The following is a 16,619-nucleotide window of genomic DNA, read 5'->3' on the forward strand; positions in this document are numbered from 1 at the left end:
TTCTCGAGGACTCCCAAGATGCGACGCAAGCTCGTGGTGGGCAACTGGAAGATGCATGGCAGCCGCCCGGCGAACGCCGAGCTGCTGGCCGCGCTGATGGCCGGCCGCCCTTACGCCGCTGACGTGGCGGTCTGCGTGCCCCACGTGTTCCTGTCCGAAACCGCGGCGACGCTGGCCGGCACGGACCTGCGCTGGGGCGCGCAGGACGTCTCCGAGCACGAGCAGGGCGCCTACACCGGCGAGGTGTCGGCGGCGATGCTGGCCGAATGCGGCTGCCGCTACGCCATCGTCGGCCACTCGGAGCGCCGCGCCTACCACGCCGAGAGCGACGCCGTCGTCGCGCGCAAGGCGCAGGCGGCGCTGGCGCGCGGCGTCACGCCGATCGTCTGTGTCGGCGAGACGCTGGAGCAGCGTGACGCCGGCGAGACCGAGGCTGTCGTCAAGCGCCAGCTCTCGGCGGTGATCCACCAGCTGACGCACTGCGCCAGCGAGATCGTCGTTGCCTACGAGCCCGTCTGGGCCATCGGCACCGGCCGCACCGCGACGCCCGAGCAGGCGCAGGCGGTGCACGCGGTGCTGCGTGCGCAGCTGCAGGCCGCCACCGGCCGCGGCCAGACGATGCGCATCCTCTACGGCGGCAGCGTCAAGGCGGACAACGCCGCGACGCTGTTCGCGCAACCCGACATCGACGGCGGGCTGATCGGCGGTGCCTCGCTGAAGGCCGCCGACTTCATCGCGATCTGCCGCGCCGCGGCCTGAGTATTTCCCGGAGTTTTCCCATGCACATCTGGATGAACCTCATCCTCGTCCTGCAGATCCTGTCGGCCCTGGCGATGATCGGCCTCGTGCTGATCCAGCACGGCAAGGGCGCCGACATGGGCGCCTCGTTCGGTGGCGGCTCCTCGGGCAGCCTGTTCGGCGCCACCGGCAGCGCGAACTTCCTGTCGCGCTCGACGGCGGCCTGCGCGACGCTCTTCTTCTGCTGCACGCTGGCACTGGCCTTCATGTCCAACAGCGTGCGAGGCCCGTCCCAGGAGCGCGGCAGCGTTCTCGACCGCGCGGCGCCCACGGCCCCGGCCGAACCCAGCGCGCCGGCCACCGGTGCGATTCCGGGTGCGCTGACCCCGGCGGCGCCGGCCTCCGGCGCGACCGGTGCGAATTGAGCGCGACTGAATCGTCTGTAAGGCTTTACGAGAAAGAAACCGCGAATCGATATAGAATGCGTCTTTGTCTGGTGAGCGACCCTCATGCCAACCAGACAGTAAGCGCCAGAGTTTGACGTCTTGCCGACGTGGTGAAATTGGTAGACACGCTATCTTGAGGGGGTAGTGGCGAAAGCTGTGCGAGTTCGAGTCTCGCCGTCGGCACCAAAGACCGAGTGACGTGTTGTCCGGAGGTGGTCCAAGCATCCGGCAACGCCGCCCCGAGGAGCAATCCGAACGGGCGAGAAGCGCGCCCGTCGGGCAGTCGTGTAGGCTGTTCGAGGCGCGTTTTTTTTCGACCTGACAGAACCTGACGGGACTCTGACTAGGATCAAAGAAACATGGACATCCAGGCCTACCTCCCCGTCATCCTGTTCGTGCTCGTCGGCCTTGCCGTCGGCGTCGCGCCACAGGTCCTCGGCTTCATCTTCGGCCCCAACCGGCCGGACGTCGAGAAGAACAGCCCGTACGAATGCGGGTTCGAGGCCTTCGAGGACGCACACATGAAGTTCGACGTGCGCTACTACCTCGTCGCCATCCTCTTCATCCTCTTCGATCTCGAGATCGCTTTCCTCTTCCCCTGGGCCGTCGCCCTGCACGACATCGGCGCGACCGGGTTCTGGGCGATGATGCTGTTCCTCGGCATCCTCGTCGTCGGCTTCGTCTACGAGTGGAAGAAAGGCGCGCTGGACTGGGACTGAACCCGGCCGGCTGGGAGACACGCTATGGGAATCGAAGGCGTCATCAAGGAAGGCTTCGTCACCACCTCGGTGGACAAGCTGATCAACTGGTCCAAGACCGGATCGCTGTGGCCGATGACCTTCGGCCTCGCCTGCTGCGCCATCGAGATGATGCACGCCGGCGCCGCGCGATACGACATGGACCGCTTCGGCATGCTGTTCCGGCCCAGTCCGCGGCAGAGCGACCTGATGATCGTCGCCGGCACGCTGTGCAACAAGATGGCGCCGGCGCTGCGCAAGGTCTACGACCAGATGGCCGAGCCGCGCTGGGTGCTGAGCATGGGCTCCTGTGCCAACGGCGGCGGCTACTACCACTACAGCTACTCCGTCGTGCGCGGCTGCGACCGCATCGTTCCGGTGGATGTCTACGTGCCGGGCTGCCCGCCGACGGCCGAGGCGCTGCTGTACGGGATCATGCAGCTGCAGAGCAAGATCCGACGCGAAAACACCATCGCGCGCTGACCGCGCGATCCGCACGATGAGCATCCGACTCGACCTCCTGCAGAGCGCCCTCGAAAGCGCGCTGGCCGGCAAGATCCGCACGTCCGTGCGCGCGCTCGGCGAGATCACCATCACCGTCGGCGCCGCCGACTACCTGGACGTCGCGCGCACGCTGCGCGACATGCCCGAACTGCGCTTCGAGCAGCTCGTCGACCTCTGCGGCGTCGACTACTCGGACTACCGCAACCAGCCCTGGGACGGCCCGCGCTTCTGCGTCGTCTCGCACCTGCTGTCGGTGACGCACAACTGGCGCCTGCGCCTGAAGGTCTTCTGCCCCGACGACGACCTGCCCGTGGTGGCTTCGGTCAACGACATCTGGGGCTCGGCCAACTGGTTCGAGCGCGAGGCCTTCGACCTCTACGGCATCGTCTTCGAGGGCCACCTCGACCTGCGCCGCATCCTCACCGACTACGGCTTCATCGGTCACCCGATGCGCAAGGACTTCCCGACCACCGGCAACGTCGAGATGCGCTACGACCCCGAGAAGAAGCGCGTGATCTACCAGCCGGTGACGATCGAGCCGCGCGAGATCATTCCGCGCGTCGTGCGCGAGGACAACTACGGCGGGCTGCACTGATGGCCGAGATCAAGAACTACACGCTGAACTTCGGCCCGCAGCACCCGGCCGCGCACGGGGTGCTGCGCCTCGTGCTCGAGCTCGACGGCGAGGTCATCCAGCGCGCCGACCCGCACATCGGCCTGCTGCACCGCGCCACCGAGAAGCTCGCCGAGACCAAGACCTACCTGCAGAACCTGCCGTACATGGACCGTCTCGACTACGTGTCGATGATGGTCAACGAGCAGGCCTACTGCCTGGCGGTCGAGAAGCTGCTGGGCATCGAGGTGCCGCTGCGCGCCAAGTACATCCGCACGATGTACGCCGAACTCACGCGCCTGCTCAACCACCTGCTGTGGCTGGGCACGCACGCCATGGACTGCGGCGCGATGAACGTCTTCCTCTACGCCTTCCGCGAGCGCGAGGACATCTTCGACATGTACGAGGCGGTGTCGGGCGCACGCATGCACGCGGCCTACTTCCGTCCGGGCGGCGTCTACCGCGACCTGCCGGACGCGATGCCGCAGTACACGTTCAGCAAGATCCGCAACGAGCGCGCGCTCAAGGAGCTCAACGCCAACCGCCAGGGCTCGCTGCTCGACTTCATCGAGGACTTCGTCAAGCGTTTCCCCAGCCGCGTCGACGACTACGAGACGCTGCTCACCGACAACCGCATCTGGAAGCAGCGCACCGTCGGCATCGGGGTCGTCACCCCCGAGCGCGCGCTGAACCTGGGCTTCTCCGGCCCGATGCTGCGCGGCTCGGGCATCGCCTGGGACCTGCGCAAGCAGCAGCCCTACGACGCCTACGACCGCGTCGACTTCGACATCCCGGTCGGCGTGAAGGGCGACACCTACGACCGCTATCTCGTCCGCATGGAGGAGATGCGCCAGTCCAACCGCATCGTGCAGCAGTGCGTGGACTGGCTGCGCGCGAACCCCGGCCCGGTCATCACCGACAACCACAAGGTCGCGCCGCCGGCCCGCGTGGACATGAAGGCCAACATGGAAGAGCTGATCCACCACTTCAAGCTCTTCAGCGAAGGCATGCACGTCCCCGAGGGCGAGGCCTATGCCACCGTCGAGCACCCCAAGGGCGAGTTCGGCATCTACCTGATCAGCGACGGGGCGAACAAGCCCTACCGCATGAAGATCCGTCCGCCGGGTTTCGTGCATCTGGCCGCGCTCGACGAGCTCGCGCGCGGCCACATGCTCGCCGACGCGGTCGCGATCATCGGCACCATGGACATCGTGTTCGGCGAGGTCGATCGATGAATTTCTCCGAAGCCACGCTGGCGCGCTTCGCGCGCGAAGTGGCCAAGTTCCCCGCCGACCAGAAGCAGTCGGCCGTGATGGCCTGTCTGGCGATCGTCCAGCACGAGCAGGGCCACGTGTCGCAGGAAGCCGAGGAGGCGATCGCCGCCTACCTGGGCATGCCGGCGATCGCGGTCCACGAGGTCACGACCTTCTACAACATGTACAACCAGCGGCGCGTGGGCAAGTACAAGCTCAACGTCTGCACCAACCTGCCGTGCCAGCTGCGCCACGGCGAGCATGCGCTGGACCACGTCTGCAAGAAGCTCGGCGTCGAGCCCTACGGCACGACCGAGGACGGCCTGTTCACCGTCCAGCCCAGCGAGTGCCTGGGCGCCTGCGCCGACGCGCCGGTGATGCTCGTCAACGACCGCGAGATGCTGAGCTTCATGAGCGACGAGCGCCTCGACGAGCTGATCGAGACGCTGCGCAAGGAAGGATGAGCATGGTCGACCTGTCCAAGTTCAAGACCCGCGGTGTCGAGACCTGCTTCCACGGCCGGCACCTGCAGCCGCAGATCTACGCCGGCCTCGACGGCCGCAACTGGCGCCTGGCCGACTACGTCGCGCGCGGCGGCTACTCGGCGCTGAAGAAGATCCTGGGCGCCGACGGCGGCCCGGGCATGACGCCGGACCAGGTCATCGCCGAGGTCAAGCTGTCGGCACTGCGCGGCCGCGGCGGCGCGGGCTTCCCGACGGGGCTGAAGTGGAGCTTCATGCCGCGCCAGTTCCCCGGGCCGAAGTACCTGGTGTGCAACTCCGACGAGGGCGAGCCCGGCACCTGCAAGGACCGCGACATCCTCTCGTACAACCCGCACATCGTCATCGAAGGCATGTGCATCGCGGCCTACGCGATGGGCATCCGCACGGGCTACAACTACATCCACGGCGAGATCTTCGAGGTCTACCAGCGCTTCGAGGAGGCGCTGGACGAGGCGCGTGCCGCCGGTTTCCTCGGCGACAACATCCTCGGCTCGCAGCACAGCTTCCAGCTGCACGCCTTCCACGGCTTCGGCGCCTACATCTGCGGCGAGGAGACGGCGCTGCTCGAGTCGCTCGAAGGCAAGAAGGGCCAGCCGCGCTTCAAGCCGCCGTTCCCGGCGAGCTTCGGCCTGTACGGCAAGCCGACGACGATCAACAACACCGAGACCTTCGCCGCGGTGCCGTGGATCATCAACCACGGCGGCCAGGCCTACCTCGAGGTCGGCAAGCCGAACAACGGCGGCACGAAGATCTTCTCGGTGGTCGGCGACGTCGAGCGCCCGGGCAACTTCGAGATCCCGATGGGCACGCCCTTCGCCACGCTGCTGGAGATGGCCGGCGGCGTGAAGGGCGGGGCGCTGAAGGCGGTGATCCCCGGCGGCTCGTCGGCCCCGGTGCTGCCGGCCCGGGTGATGATGGACCTGACGATGGACTACGACGCCATCGCCAAGGCCGGCTCGATGCTGGGCTCGGGCGCCGTCATCGTCATGAACGACAAGCGCTGCATGGTCAGGAGCCTGATGCGCCTGTCCTACTTCTACCAGCACGAGAGCTGCGGCCAGTGCACGCCGTGCCGCGAGGGCACCGGCTGGCTGTGGCGCCTGGTGGAACGCATCGAGACCGGGAAGGGGCGCGCCGAGGACCTGGCGCTGCTCGACTCCGTCGCGGACAACATCAAGGGCCGCACGATCTGCGCCCTCGGTGACGCGGCTGCCATGCCCGTGCAGGGCATGCTGAAGCACTTCCGCGACGAATTCGCCTGGCACGTCGAACACAAGACCTGCATGGTCTCCCAGCACGCCTAGGGCTCGCATGATCGAACTCGAACTCGACGGGAAAAAGGTCCAGGTCGCCGAAGGCAGCATGGTCATGCATGCCGCCGACGCGGCCGGCACCTACGTTCCCCACTTCTGCTACCACAAGAAGCTCTCGATCGCGGCCAACTGCCGCATGTGCCTGGTCGAGATCGAGAAGGCCCCGAAGCCGATGCCGGCCTGCGCGACCCCGGTCACGCAGGGCATGGTGGTGCGCACCAACAGCGAGAAGGCCGTCCGCGCCCAGAAGGGCGTGATGGAGTTCCTGCTGATCAACCACCCGCTGGACTGCCCGATCTGCGACCAGGGCGGCGAGTGCCAGCTGCAGGACCTGTCGATGGGCTACGGCGGCTTCGCCTCGCGCTACAGCGAGGAGAAGCGCGTCGTCTTCCACAAGGACGTCGGCCCGCTGCTGTCGATGGAGGAGATGTCGCGCTGCATCCACTGCACGCGCTGCGTGCGCTTCGGCCAGGAGATCGCCGGGGTCATGGAGCTCGGCATGGTCCACCGCGGCGAGCACAGCGAGATCACGACGATGCTGGGCAACACCGTCGACAGCGAGCTCTCGGGCAACATGATCGACCTCTGCCCGGTCGGCGCGATCACCAGCAAGCCCTTCCGCTACCAGGCCCGGACCTGGGAGCTGTCGCGCCGCAAGAGCGTCAGCCCGCACGACAGCACCGGCGCCAACCTGATCGTCCAGGTCAAGGCCAACAAGGTGCTGCGCGTCGTCCCGTTCGAGAACGAGGACGTCAACGAGTGCTGGATCGCCGACCGTGACCGCTTCAGCTACGACGCGCTGAACAGCCCGTCGCGCCTGACCCGGCCGATGATCAAGCAGGGCGGCCAGTGGCAGGCCGTGGACTGGAACACCGCGCTGGGCTACGTCGCCGACGGCCTGAAGCGCGTCATCGCCGAGTTCGGCCCGCAAGGCGTCGGCGCGCTCGGCAGCGCGCACTCCACCGTCGAGGAACTGCACCTGCTGGCCAAGCTCGTGCGCGGCCTGGGCAGCCAGAGCGTCGACTTCCGCACTCGCCACGCCGACTTCGCCAACGTCGCGCCGGCCGGCCACGCGCGCTGGCTGGGCCTGCCGATCGCCGCGCTGACGACGCTGGACACGGTGTTCGTCGTCGGCTCCTTCCTGCGCAAGGACCACCCGCTGTTCGCGCAGCGCATCCGCCAGGCGGCGCGCCACGGGGCACGCGTCCATTCGCTGTCGGCGTCGCGCGAAGACTGGGCGATGCCGCTGGCCGGCCACCTGGCGGCGCTGCCGTCGGGCTGGCATGGCGCGCTGGCCGAAGTCGCTGCCGCGGTCGCCGCCGCCAAGGGCGTCGCCTCGCCGGTCGAGGCCCAGCCGGGCGAAGCCGCGCAGGCTGTCGCCGCCGCGCTCGTCGCCGGCGAACACAAGGCCGTGCTGCTGGGCAACGCCGCCGCGCAACACCCGCAGGCCTCGGCGCTGCTGGCGCTGGCGCAGTGGATCGGCCAGCACACCGGCGCCGCCGTCGGCTACCTCGGCGAGGCGGCCAACACCGTCGGCGCCCAGCTCGTCGGCGCGCTGCCGGGCGAAGGCGGGTTCAACGCCGGCCAGATGCTGTCGCAGCCGATGAAGGCGCTGATCGCGCTGAACCTCGAGCCGGTGCTTGACGCCGCCGACGCCGCCGCCGCGCGTGCCGCGCTGGGTGGCTCGGGGCTCGTCGTCTCGCTGTCGCCGTTCGAGGACGCGATGGCCGACGTCGCCGACGTCATGCTGCCGATCGCGCCGTTCACCGAGACCGCCGGCAGCTTCGTCAACGCCGAAGGCCGGCTGCAGAGCTTCCAGGGCGTCGTGCGCCCGCTGGGCGACACGCGTCCGGCCTGGAAGGTGCTGCGCGTGCTCGGCAACCTGCTCGGACTGCCGGGCTTCGATCACGACAGCGCCGAGGCCGTGCGCGCCGAGGCGCTGGGCGACCCGGCCACGATCGCCGCGCGTCTGGACAACACGCCGGCCGCCGCCACCGGCTCGCCGGTCGCGCGCGACGGCGCGCTCGAGCGTGTCGCCGACGTGCCGATCTACGCCACCGACTCGCTGGTGCGCCGCTCGGCGCCGCTGCAGCGCAGCGCCGACGCGCGTGTGCCGCCGGTCGGCCTGCCGTCGTCGCTGTGGCGCCAGCTCGCTCTCGCCAAGGGCGACAAGGTGCTGGTCGCGCAGGGGCAGGGCGCTGCCGTGCTCGCCGCGCGTGAGGAGCCCTGGCTGGCCGACGGCGCCGTGCGCGTGGCCGCCGGCCACCCGGACACCGTCGCGCTGGGCGCGATGTTCGGCCCGATCACGGTGGAGAAGGCCTGACCATGCTGGACTCGCTGAACCAATACGGCACCGCCGCGCTCGGCCCCGGCGGCTGGCTGGTGGTCTGGACGCTGCTGAAGATCGTCGTCCTGGTGCTGCCGCTGATGGGCTGCGTCGCCTACCTGACGCTGTGGGAGCGCAAGGGCATCGGCTTCACGCAGATCCGCCTCGGCCCCAACCGCGTCGGCCCGGGCGGCCTGCTGCAGCCGATCGCCGACGCGGTCAAGCTGATCTTCAAGGAGATCATCCGTCCGTCCGCGGCGAGCAAGGGCCTGTTCTTCCTCGGCCCGATCATGACGATCACGCCGGCGCTGGCGGCCTGGGCGGTGATCCCGTTCGGCCCGGAGACGGTGCTGGCCAACGTCAACGCCGGCCTGCTGCTGCTGCTGGCGATCACCTCGATCGAGGTCTACGGCGTCATCATCGCCGGCTGGGCGTCGAACTCGAAGTACGCCTTCCTCGGCGCGCTGCGCGCGTCGGCGCAGATGGTCAGCTACGAGATCGCGATGGGTTTCGCGCTCGTCGTCGTGGTGATGGTCTCGGGCACGCTGAACCTCGGCGAGATCGTCGCCGCGCAGGGCCGCGGCCTGGGCGTGGACAACGGCGCCAACCTGCTGTCGTGGAACTGGCTGCCGCTGCTGCCGATCTTCTTCGTCTTCTTCATCGCCGGCCTGGCCGAGACCAACCGCGCGCCGTTCGACGTCGTCGAGGGCGAGTCCGAGATCGTCGCCGGCCACATGATCGAGTACTCGGGGATGTCGTTCGCGATGTTCTTCCTGGCCGAGTACGCGAACATGATCCTGGTGAGCACGATGACCGTCGTGCTGTTCCTCGGCGGCTGGCTGCCCCCGTTCGCCTTCCTCGACTTCCTCCCCGGCTGGTTCTGGCTGGTCGCCAAGGTCTTCGTCGTCGTGACGATGTTCCTGTGGGTGCGCGCGACGCTGCCGCGCTTCCGCTACGACCAGATCATGCGCCTGGGCTGGAAGGTCTTCATTCCGGTGACCCTGGTCTGGCTGGTCGTGATCGGCCTGTGGATCCAGTCGCCGTTCAACATCTGGAAGTGAGGTCGACGATGCCCAACGCCTCCGCCATCAAGGACGTGCTGTCGAGCTTCATGCTCGCCGAGATCTTCAAGGGCATGGCGCTGACCGGCAGGCACTTCCTGTCCAAGGCGATCACGATCCAGTATCCCGAGGAGAAGACGCCGCTTTCGCCGCGCTTTCGCGGCCTGCACGCGCTGCGCCGCTACGAGAACGGCGAGGAGCGCTGCATCGCCTGCAAGCTCTGCGAGGCGGTGTGCCCGGCGATGGCGATCACGATCGAGAGCGACGTGCGCGCCGACGGCACGCGCCGCACGACGCGCTACGACATCGACCTGACGAAGTGCATCTTCTGCGGCTTCTGCGAGGAGAGCTGCCCGGTCGACTCGATCGTCGAGACGCACATCTTCGAGTACCACGGCGAAAAGCGCGGCGACCTGTACTTCACGAAGGACATGCTGCTGGCCGTCGGTGACCGCTACGAGAAGGAAGTCGCGGCCAACCGCGAGGCGGACGCTCCCTACCGCTGAGAACATGAACACGACCACGGCGCTCTTCTATCTCTTCTCCGCGGTGCTGCTGTTCGCCGCGCTGCGCGTGATCACCGCGCGCAGCACGGTGCATGGCGTGCTCTACCTCGTGCTCGCCTTCTTCAACGCGGCCTGCATCTGGATGCTGCTGCAGGCCGAGTTCCTGGCCATCGTGCTGGTGCTGGTCTACGTCGGCGCAGTGATGGTGCTGTTCCTGTTCGTCGTCATGATGCTGGACATCAACAGCGAATCGGTGCGCACCGGCTTCTGGAAGCACTTCCCGCTGGCCGGCATGGTCGGCGCGGTCATCGCGCTGGAGATGTCGCTGGTGCTGCTGCGCGGCTTCCAGCCGGCGCAGGCGCCCGAGCTGACGGCGCAGGCGCTGGAGATGGGCAACACCCGGCTGCTGGGCATCGAGCTCTACACGCACTACCTGTACCCGCTGCAGCTGGCGGCCGTGCTGCTGCTGGTGGCCATCGTCGCCGCGATCGCGCTGACGCTGCGCCACCGCAAGGACAGCCGCCGCGTCGACCCGGCCATGGCGGTGCGCGTCAAGCGCGCCGACCGCGTGCGCCTGGTCAAGGTGCCCACGGTCAAGGCCGACGCCGCGACCGACAACAAGGAAGGCCAAGCATGAGCCTCGGACCGATCACGCTCGGCCACTACCTGTCGCTGGGCGCCATCCTGTTCGCGCTGTCGGTCATCGGCATCTTCATGAACCGGCGCAACCTGATCGTGCTGCTGATGGCCATCGAGCTGATGCTGCTGGCCGTCAACCTGAACTTCGTCGCCTTCTCGCACTACCTGGGCGACATGGCGGGCCAGATCTTCGTGTTCTTCATCCTGACCGTCGCCGCCGCCGAGTCGGCGATCGGCCTGGCGATCCTCGTCGTGCTGTTCCGCAACCGCGCGTCGATCAACGTCGAGGAACTCGACGAACTGAAGGGTTGACGACAGACATGGCAGCGACTCTCTCGCAAAACCTCCTGCTCGCCGTCCCGCTCGCGCCGCTGGTCGGTGCGCTCGTCGCGGGCCTGGCCGGCAAGGCGGTCGGCCGCCGCGGCGCGCACACGGTGACGATCCTCGGCGTGCTGATCTCGTTCATCTGCTCGGCCATCGTGCTGAAGGCCGTGGCGATGGACGGCGCACGCTTCGCCGGCACGATCTACGAATGGGCCGTCGTCGGCGGCCTGAGGATGGAAGTCGGCTTCCTCGTCGACGGCCTCACGGCGATGATGATGTGCGTCGTGACCTTCGTGTCGCTGATGGTGCACGTCTACACCATCGGCTACATGGAAGAGGACCCGGGCTACCAGCGCTTCTTCTCGTACATCTCGCTGTTCACCTTCTCGATGCTCATGCTGGTCATGAGCAACAACTTCCTGCAGCTGTTCTTCGGCTGGGAGGCGGTGGGCCTGGTGAGCTACCTGCTGATCGGCTTCTGGTTCAAGAAGCCGAGCGCGACCTTCGCCAACATGAAGGCCTTCCTGGTCAACCGGGTCGGCGACTTCGGCTTCATCCTGGGCATCGGCCTGATCGTCGCCTACGCCGGCACGCTGGACTACGCCGAGGCCTTCGCCAAGGGCCCGGAGCTGGCCGCGCTGAGCTTCCCCGGCCAGGACTGGATGCTGATCACCGTGATCTGCATCTGCCTGTTCATCGGCGCGATGGGCAAGAGCGCGCAGTTCCCGCTGCACGTCTGGCTGCCCGACTCGATGGAAGGCCCGACCCCGATCTCGGCGCTGATCCACGCCGCGACGATGGTCACCGCCGGCATCTTCATGGTGGCGCGCATGTCGCCGCTGTTCGAGCTGTCGGACACGGCGCTGAACTTCGTGCTCGTGATCGGTTCGATCACCGCGCTGTTCATGGGCTTCCTGGGCATCATCCAGAACGACATCAAGCGGGTCGTCGCCTACTCGACCCTGTCGCAGCTGGGCTACATGACGGTGGCGCTGGGCGTGTCGGCGTATTCGGTGGCGGTGTTCCACCTGATGACGCACGCGTTCTTCAAGGCGCTGCTGTTCCTGGCCGCGGGCTCGGTGATCATCGGCATGCACCATGACCAGGACATCCGCAACATGGGCGGCCTGCGCAAGTACATGCCCATCACCTGGATCACCGCGCTGCTGGGCTCGCTGGCGCTGATCGGCACGCCGCTGTTCTCGGGCTTCTACTCCAAGGACAGCATCATCGAGGCGGTGCACGCCAGCACCTTGCCGGGCGCCGGCTTCGCGCTGTTCGCGGTCACGGCCGGTGTCTTCGTCACCGCGTTCTACTCGTTCCGGATGTACTTCCTCGTCTTCCACGGCGAGGAGCGTTTCCGCCACAAGCCCTTCCCGCCGGAGGACGACCACGCGCATGGCGATGACCACGGCCATGGCCACGACGCCACGCCGCACGAGTCGCCCTGGGTCGTGACCGCGCCGCTGCTGCTGCTGGCGCTGCCCTCGGTCGTGATCGGCTTCATGACCATCGGCCCGATGCTCTACGGCGACTTCTTCGCCGGCGCGATCTTCGTCGACGCTGCGAAGCACCCGGCGATGGCCGAGCTGGCCGAGAAGTGGCACGGCGCGACCGCGATGGCGCTGCATGGCCTGCAGACCGCGCCGTTCTGGCTGGCGCTGGCCGGTGTCGTCACCGCCTGGGTCTTCTACCTGAAGGCACCGCAGATCCCGGCCGCGCTGGACCGCACGCTCAAGCCGCTGCGCACCGTGCTCGAGAACAAGTACTACATGGACTGGTTCAACGAGCACGTGCTGGCCGCCGGCGCGCGCCTGCTGGGCACCGGTCTGTGGAAGGGGGGCGACGTCGGCCTGATCGACGGCGCGATCGTCAACGGCTCGGCCAAGACGGTGGGCCTGCTCGCCGGCGTGCTGCGCCGCGTGCAGACCGGTCACCTGTACTGGTACGCGCTCGTCATGCTGCTGGGCATCTTCGGCTTCATGACCTGGCGCCTGTGGCCGTTCCTCGGCGGCCTGACGGGCTGACTCGCGACCGCAATAGAAGAGAGCAAAGAATGGGTCTTCTGAGTCTCGCGATCTGGATGCCGATCGCCTTCGGGATCTTGCTGCTGGCCGTTGGCCGCGACAGCAATCCCCACCTCGCGCGCTGGATCGCTCTCGTCGGCGCGGTCGCCAGCTTCCTGGTGACGATCCCGCTGATCACCGGCTTCGACGCCGGCACGGCGGCGCTGCAGTACCAGGAGCTCGTGCCCTGGATCGAGCGCTTCAACGTCAACTACCACCTCGGTGTCGACGGGCTGTCGGTGTGGTTCGTGCCGCTGACGGCCTTCATCACCGTCATCGTCGTCATCGCCGGCTGGCAGGTCATCACCGACCGCGTGCCGCTGTACCTGGGCGCGTTCCTGGTCCTGTCGGGCCTGATGGTCGGCGTGTTCTCGGCTGCCGACGGCCTGCTGTTCTACGTCTTCTTCGAGGCCACCCTGATCCCGATGTACATCATCATCGGCGTCTGGGGCGGCGCACGCCGGGTCTATGCGGCGTTCAAGTTCTTCCTCTACACGCTGCTGGGCTCGCTGCTGATGCTCGTCGCGGTGGTCTACCTGTACTACCAGTCGGGTGGCAGCTTCGAGATCCAGGACTGGCACAAGCTGCCGCTGACGCTGACCGCGCAGACGCTGCTGTTCGTCGCCTTCTTCGCCGCGTTCTCGGTGAAGGTGCCGATGTGGCCGGTGCACACCTGGCTGCCCGACGCCCACGTCGAGGCGCCGACCGGCGGCTCGGTGGTGCTGGCGGCGATCATGCTGAAGCTGGGCGCCTACGGCTTCCTGCGCTTCTCGCTGCCGATCGCGCCCGACGCGGCGCGCGAGTACGCCTGGGTGATCATCACGCTGTCGCTGATCGCCGTGGTCTACATCGGCCTCGTCGCGCTGGTGCAGCGCGACATGAAGAAGCTGGTGGCCTACTCGTCGATCGCCCACATGGGCTTCGTGACGCTGGGCTTCTTCATCTTCAACGAGCTCGGCGTCACCGGCGCGATCGTGCAGATGATCTCGCACGGTTTCGTCTCCGGCGCGATGTTCCTGTGCATCGGCGTGCTCTACGACCGCGTGCACAGCCGCGAGATCTCGGCCTATGGCGGCGTCGTCAACACGATGCCCAAGTTCGCGGCCTTCGCGGTGCTGTTCGCGATGGCCAACTGCGGCCTGCCGGGCACCGCCGGCTTCGTCGGCGAGTGGATGGTCATCCTCGGCGCCGTGAAGCACAACTTCTGGGTCGCCGGCCTGGCCGCCACGACGCTGATCTTCGGCGCCGCGTACACGCTGTGGATGGTCAAGCGCGTCTACTTCGGCCCGGTGGCCAACGACCACGTCAAGGAACTGCAGGACATCGACGCCCGCGAGTTCCTGATGCTGGCCCTGCTGGCCGCCGCGGTGCTGTGGATGGGCCTGTATCCCAAGCCCTTCACCGAGGTGATGGACGTGTCGGTGAGCGAACTGCTCAAGCACGTTGCCGTCTCGAAGCTGCCCTGACCCGAGCCACGCGATGCAGAACCTGAACCCGATGAACTGGCTCGCCCTCCAGCCCGAGATCTGGCTGCTGGCGGCGATCTGCGTGATCGCGATCGCCGATCTCTTCATCACCGACCCCGAGCGCCGGCCGACCTTCTGGCTGACCCAGCTCGCGGTGCTGGTGTTCTCCGGCATGCACTTCGCGGCCTTCAACGGCGGCGAGACCACCTACGCGATGGGCGGCCAGGTCGTCACCGACCCGATGGGCCACCTGCTGGCCTTCTTCGCCGGCATCGCGATGCTCGCCACCGTGGCCTACGCGCGGCCGACGCTGGCCTCGCGCGACATGCTCAAGGGCGAGTTCTACGTGCTCGCGCTGATGGTGCTGCTGGGCATCTCGGTGATGACCTCGGCCAACAGCTTCCTCGTCGTCTACCTCGGCCTGGAGCTGATGAGCCTGTCGCTGTACGCGCTGGCCGCGCTGCGCCGCGACCACGCCGTCGCCACCGAGGCGGCGATGAAGTACTTCGTGCTCGGCGCGCTGGCCAGCGGCTTCCTGCTCTACGGCCTGTCGATGATGTACGGCGCCACCGGCTCGCTGGAGATCCCGCGTGTCTTCGAGCAGATCGCGACCAACCCGAACATCAACCGCGAGGTGCTGGTCTTCGGCGTCGTGTTCGTCGTCGCCGGCGTCGCCTTCAAGCTCGGCGCGGCGCCGTTCCACATGTGGGTGCCCGACGTCTACCAGGGCGCGCCGACCTCGGTGACGCTGCTGATCGGCGGCGCGCCCAAGTTCGCCGCCTTCGCGATCACGATCCGCCTGCTCGTCGAGGGCATGCTGGGCCTGGCGGTCGACTGGCAGCAGATGTTCATCGTGCTGGCGGTGGCCTCGCTGGTCGTCGGCAACGTCGTCGCCATCGCGCAGACCAACCTGAAGCGCATGCTGGCGTACTCGACGATCGCGCAGATGGGCTTCATCCTGCTCGGCATGTCGGCCGGCGTCGTCAGCGGCAACACGCTGTCGGCCGGCAACGCCTACAGCTCGTCGATGTTCTACGTCGTCGCCTACGTGCTGACGACGCTGGGCACCTTCGGCCTGATCATGGTGCTGTCGCGCCAGGGCTTCGAGAGCGAGCAGATCGAGGACCTCGCCGGCCTCGGCCGCCGCAGCCCGTGGATCGCCGGCGTGATGAGCATCTTCATGTTCTCGCTGGCCGGTCTGCCGCCGATGGTCGGCTTCTACGCCAAGCTCGCGGTGCTGCAGGCGATGGTGTCGACCAACGTCGAGGCCTACGTCTGGCTGGCGGTGTTCGCGGTGATGATGTCGCTGATCGGCGCGTTCTACTACCTGCGTGTCGTGAAGGTCATGTACTTCGACGAGCCCAAGCTCGCCGGCCCGGTGGGCCAGACCGCCGGCGTCAACGCGCTGCTCGCCGTCAACGGCCTGGCGGTGCTGGTCTTCGGCCTGCTGCCCGGCGGCCTGATGGCGATGTGCCGCGACGCGATCGTGAAGGCGCTGTCCAGCTGAGCCTCTCCCGATGAGCGACGAAACCGACGACGTCCACCTGCGCGAACGCCGCACCGGCGGGCGCACGCTGCTCGAAGGCGGTTTCCTCGAGGTGCATCGCGACGAGGTCGTGCTGCCCGACGGCAGCGCGGCCACGCGCGAGTACATCCGCCACCCGGGCGCGGTGGCCGTCGTGCCGCTGCTCGACGACGGCCGCGTCGTGCTGGTGCGCCAGTACCGCTACCCGATCGCCCGCTCGATCGTCGAGTTCCCGGCGGGCAAACGTGATGCCGGCGAGGACACGCTCGAATGCGCCCGCCGCGAGCTGCTCGAGGAGACGGGCTACCGCGCCCGCGAATGGGCCTTCGCCTGCGAGATCCACAACGCCGCCGCCTATTCCAGCGAGAGCATCTGGATCTACTTCGCGCGCGGTCTGGTCGCCGGCGAGCAGCAGCTCGACGACGGCGAGTTCGTCGAGGTGATGAAGCTCACCGAAGCCGAGCTCGACGCGCTGGCGATGGGCGACGGCCTGCCCGACGTGAAGACCCGCGTCGGCCTGCACTGGCTGCAGCGCTGGCGCGCCGGCGCCTGGCCGCTGGCCTGGATCCCCGACCCGGAACACGGCCCCAGCGCCTGAG

The 16,619-nt window shown here is 67.8% G+C and carries 17 protein-coding genes and 1 tRNA gene; all 18 read left to right on the top strand.

What is annotated here, in order from left to right; translation table 11 throughout:
- Positions 1-18: 18 nt before the first annotated feature.
- The 18 genes from tpiA to LOC65_RS04665 all read left to right on the top strand — a co-directional run bounded on the left by tpiA (position 19) and on the right by LOC65_RS04665 (position 16,618).
- Positions 19-759, top strand: coding sequence for a triose-phosphate isomerase (tpiA, locus tag LOC65_RS04580; protein ID WP_009857745.1), 741 nt, complete (start codon positions 19-21; stop codon positions 757-759).
- Between the two features lie 20 nt (positions 760-779).
- Entirely contained in the window at positions 780-1,163 is a 384-nt protein-coding gene (gene secG / locus LOC65_RS04585) for a preprotein translocase subunit SecG (RefSeq protein ID WP_009857746.1), read from the top strand.
- Between the two features lie 122 nt (positions 1,164-1,285).
- Positions 1,286-1,370, top strand: a tRNA-Leu gene (locus tag LOC65_RS04590).
- Positions 1,371-1,543: 173 nt separating this feature from the next.
- Positions 1,544-1,903 (top strand): NADH-quinone oxidoreductase subunit A, encoded by a 360-nt coding sequence (locus LOC65_RS04595; protein ID WP_230246781.1) that lies wholly within the window; start codon positions 1,544-1,546, stop codon positions 1,901-1,903.
- Between the two features lie 24 nt (positions 1,904-1,927).
- Positions 1,928-2,404, top strand: a complete 477-nt coding sequence (locus tag LOC65_RS04600) for an NADH-quinone oxidoreductase subunit B family protein (RefSeq protein ID WP_009857748.1) — start codon at positions 1,928-1,930, stop codon at positions 2,402-2,404.
- A gap of 16 nt (positions 2,405-2,420) precedes the next feature.
- Positions 2,421-3,020 carry an NADH-quinone oxidoreductase subunit C gene (locus LOC65_RS04605; protein ID WP_230246782.1) on the top strand — a complete coding sequence of 200 codons (600 nt, stop codon included), beginning with the start codon at positions 2,421-2,423 and terminating at the stop codon, positions 3,018-3,020.
- The gene (locus LOC65_RS04610) at positions 3,020-4,273 is read left to right on the top strand and encodes an NADH-quinone oxidoreductase subunit D (protein ID WP_009857750.1); all 1,254 of its coding nucleotides are present in this window, start codon (positions 3,020-3,022) and stop codon (positions 4,271-4,273) included. The genes LOC65_RS04605 and LOC65_RS04610 overlap by 1 nt, the downstream gene beginning before the upstream one ends.
- The gene (gene nuoE / locus LOC65_RS04615; RefSeq protein WP_009857751.1) at positions 4,270-4,755 is read left to right on the top strand and encodes an NAD(P)H-dependent oxidoreductase subunit E; all 486 of its coding nucleotides are present in this window, start codon (positions 4,270-4,272) and stop codon (positions 4,753-4,755) included. Before LOC65_RS04610 ends, nuoE begins: the two co-directional genes overlap by 4 nt.
- Entirely contained in the window at positions 4,752-6,098 is a 1,347-nt protein-coding gene (gene nuoF / locus LOC65_RS04620) for an NADH-quinone oxidoreductase subunit NuoF (RefSeq protein WP_009857752.1), read from the top strand. The genes nuoE and nuoF overlap by 4 nt, the downstream gene beginning before the upstream one ends.
- 7 nt (positions 6,099-6,105) lie before the next feature.
- The gene (gene nuoG, locus LOC65_RS04625) at positions 6,106-8,430 is read left to right on the top strand and encodes an NADH-quinone oxidoreductase subunit NuoG (protein ID WP_009857753.1); all 2,325 of its coding nucleotides are present in this window, start codon (positions 6,106-6,108) and stop codon (positions 8,428-8,430) included.
- Between the two features lie 2 nt (positions 8,431-8,432).
- Positions 8,433-9,494: an NADH-quinone oxidoreductase subunit NuoH gene (gene nuoH / locus LOC65_RS04630; protein ID WP_009857754.1), complete on the top strand. Its 1,062-nt coding sequence runs from the start codon at positions 8,433-8,435 to the stop codon at positions 9,492-9,494.
- Positions 9,495-9,502: 8 nt separating this feature from the next.
- Entirely contained in the window at positions 9,503-10,000 is a 498-nt protein-coding gene (nuoI, locus tag LOC65_RS04635; RefSeq protein WP_009857755.1) for an NADH-quinone oxidoreductase subunit NuoI, read from the top strand.
- Between the two features lie 4 nt (positions 10,001-10,004).
- Positions 10,005-10,637 carry an NADH-quinone oxidoreductase subunit J gene (locus LOC65_RS04640; protein WP_009857756.1) on the top strand — a complete coding sequence of 211 codons (633 nt, stop codon included), beginning with the start codon at positions 10,005-10,007 and terminating at the stop codon, positions 10,635-10,637.
- Positions 10,634-10,951, top strand: coding sequence for an NADH-quinone oxidoreductase subunit NuoK (gene nuoK / locus LOC65_RS04645; protein ID WP_009857757.1), 318 nt, complete (start codon positions 10,634-10,636; stop codon positions 10,949-10,951). The genes LOC65_RS04640 and nuoK overlap by 4 nt, the downstream gene beginning before the upstream one ends.
- Positions 10,952-10,959: 8 nt before the next feature.
- Positions 10,960-12,990 carry an NADH-quinone oxidoreductase subunit L gene (gene nuoL / locus LOC65_RS04650; protein ID WP_230246783.1) on the top strand — a complete coding sequence of 677 codons (2,031 nt, stop codon included), beginning with the start codon at positions 10,960-10,962 and terminating at the stop codon, positions 12,988-12,990.
- Between the two features lie 29 nt (positions 12,991-13,019).
- Positions 13,020-14,495: an NADH-quinone oxidoreductase subunit M gene (locus tag LOC65_RS04655; RefSeq protein ID WP_009857759.1), complete on the top strand. Its 1,476-nt coding sequence runs from the start codon at positions 13,020-13,022 to the stop codon at positions 14,493-14,495.
- A 13-nt stretch (positions 14,496-14,508) separates the two neighbouring features.
- Positions 14,509-16,002 carry an NADH-quinone oxidoreductase subunit NuoN gene (gene nuoN, locus LOC65_RS04660; protein WP_230246784.1) on the top strand — a complete coding sequence of 498 codons (1,494 nt, stop codon included), beginning with the start codon at positions 14,509-14,511 and terminating at the stop codon, positions 16,000-16,002.
- A 10-nt stretch (positions 16,003-16,012) separates the two neighbouring features.
- Positions 16,013-16,618 carry an NUDIX hydrolase gene (locus tag LOC65_RS04665; RefSeq protein ID WP_230246785.1) on the top strand — a complete coding sequence of 202 codons (606 nt, stop codon included), beginning with the start codon at positions 16,013-16,015 and terminating at the stop codon, positions 16,616-16,618.
- The last annotated feature ends 1 nt before the right edge of the window (position 16,619 follow it).

It is taken from the genome of Rubrivivax sp. JA1055 (genome assembly GCF_020966565.1).
In the GTDB taxonomy this organism is placed as follows: Bacteria; Pseudomonadota; Gammaproteobacteria; order Burkholderiales; family Burkholderiaceae_C; genus Rubrivivax; species Rubrivivax benzoatilyticus.

Bases quoted from the DNA above. Each gene is read 5' to 3' on its own strand.
- LOC65_RS04665 (WP_230246785.1), top strand. From the start codon at position 16,013: ATGAGCGACGAAACCGACGACGTCCACCTGCGCGAACGCCGCACCGGC.
- LOC65_RS04595 (WP_230246781.1), top strand. From the start codon at position 1,544: ATGGACATCCAGGCCTACCTCCCCGTCATCCTGTTCGTGCTCGTCGGC.
- LOC65_RS04655 (WP_009857759.1), top strand. From the start codon at position 13,020: ATGGGTCTTCTGAGTCTCGCGATCTGGATGCCGATCGCCTTCGGGATC.
- LOC65_RS04600 (WP_009857748.1), top strand. From the start codon at position 1,928: ATGGGAATCGAAGGCGTCATCAAGGAAGGCTTCGTCACCACCTCGGTG.
- nuoN (WP_230246784.1), top strand. From the start codon at position 14,509: ATGCAGAACCTGAACCCGATGAACTGGCTCGCCCTCCAGCCCGAGATC.
- nuoF (WP_009857752.1), top strand. From the start codon at position 4,752: ATGAGCATGGTCGACCTGTCCAAGTTCAAGACCCGCGGTGTCGAGACC.
- LOC65_RS04610 (WP_009857750.1), top strand. From the start codon at position 3,020: ATGGCCGAGATCAAGAACTACACGCTGAACTTCGGCCCGCAGCACCCG.
- secG (WP_009857746.1), top strand. From the start codon at position 780: ATGCACATCTGGATGAACCTCATCCTCGTCCTGCAGATCCTGTCGGCC.
- nuoI (WP_009857755.1), top strand. From the start codon at position 9,503: ATGCCCAACGCCTCCGCCATCAAGGACGTGCTGTCGAGCTTCATGCTC.
- nuoL (WP_230246783.1), top strand. From the start codon at position 10,960: ATGGCAGCGACTCTCTCGCAAAACCTCCTGCTCGCCGTCCCGCTCGCG.
- LOC65_RS04605 (WP_230246782.1), top strand. From the start codon at position 2,421: ATGAGCATCCGACTCGACCTCCTGCAGAGCGCCCTCGAAAGCGCGCTG.
- tpiA (WP_009857745.1), top strand. From the start codon at position 19: ATGCGACGCAAGCTCGTGGTGGGCAACTGGAAGATGCATGGCAGCCGC.
- nuoK (WP_009857757.1), top strand. From the start codon at position 10,634: ATGAGCCTCGGACCGATCACGCTCGGCCACTACCTGTCGCTGGGCGCC.
- nuoE (WP_009857751.1), top strand. From the start codon at position 4,270: ATGAATTTCTCCGAAGCCACGCTGGCGCGCTTCGCGCGCGAAGTGGCC.
- LOC65_RS04640 (WP_009857756.1), top strand. From the start codon at position 10,005: ATGAACACGACCACGGCGCTCTTCTATCTCTTCTCCGCGGTGCTGCTG.
- nuoH (WP_009857754.1), top strand. From the start codon at position 8,433: ATGCTGGACTCGCTGAACCAATACGGCACCGCCGCGCTCGGCCCCGGC.
- nuoG (WP_009857753.1), top strand. From the start codon at position 6,106: ATGATCGAACTCGAACTCGACGGGAAAAAGGTCCAGGTCGCCGAAGGC.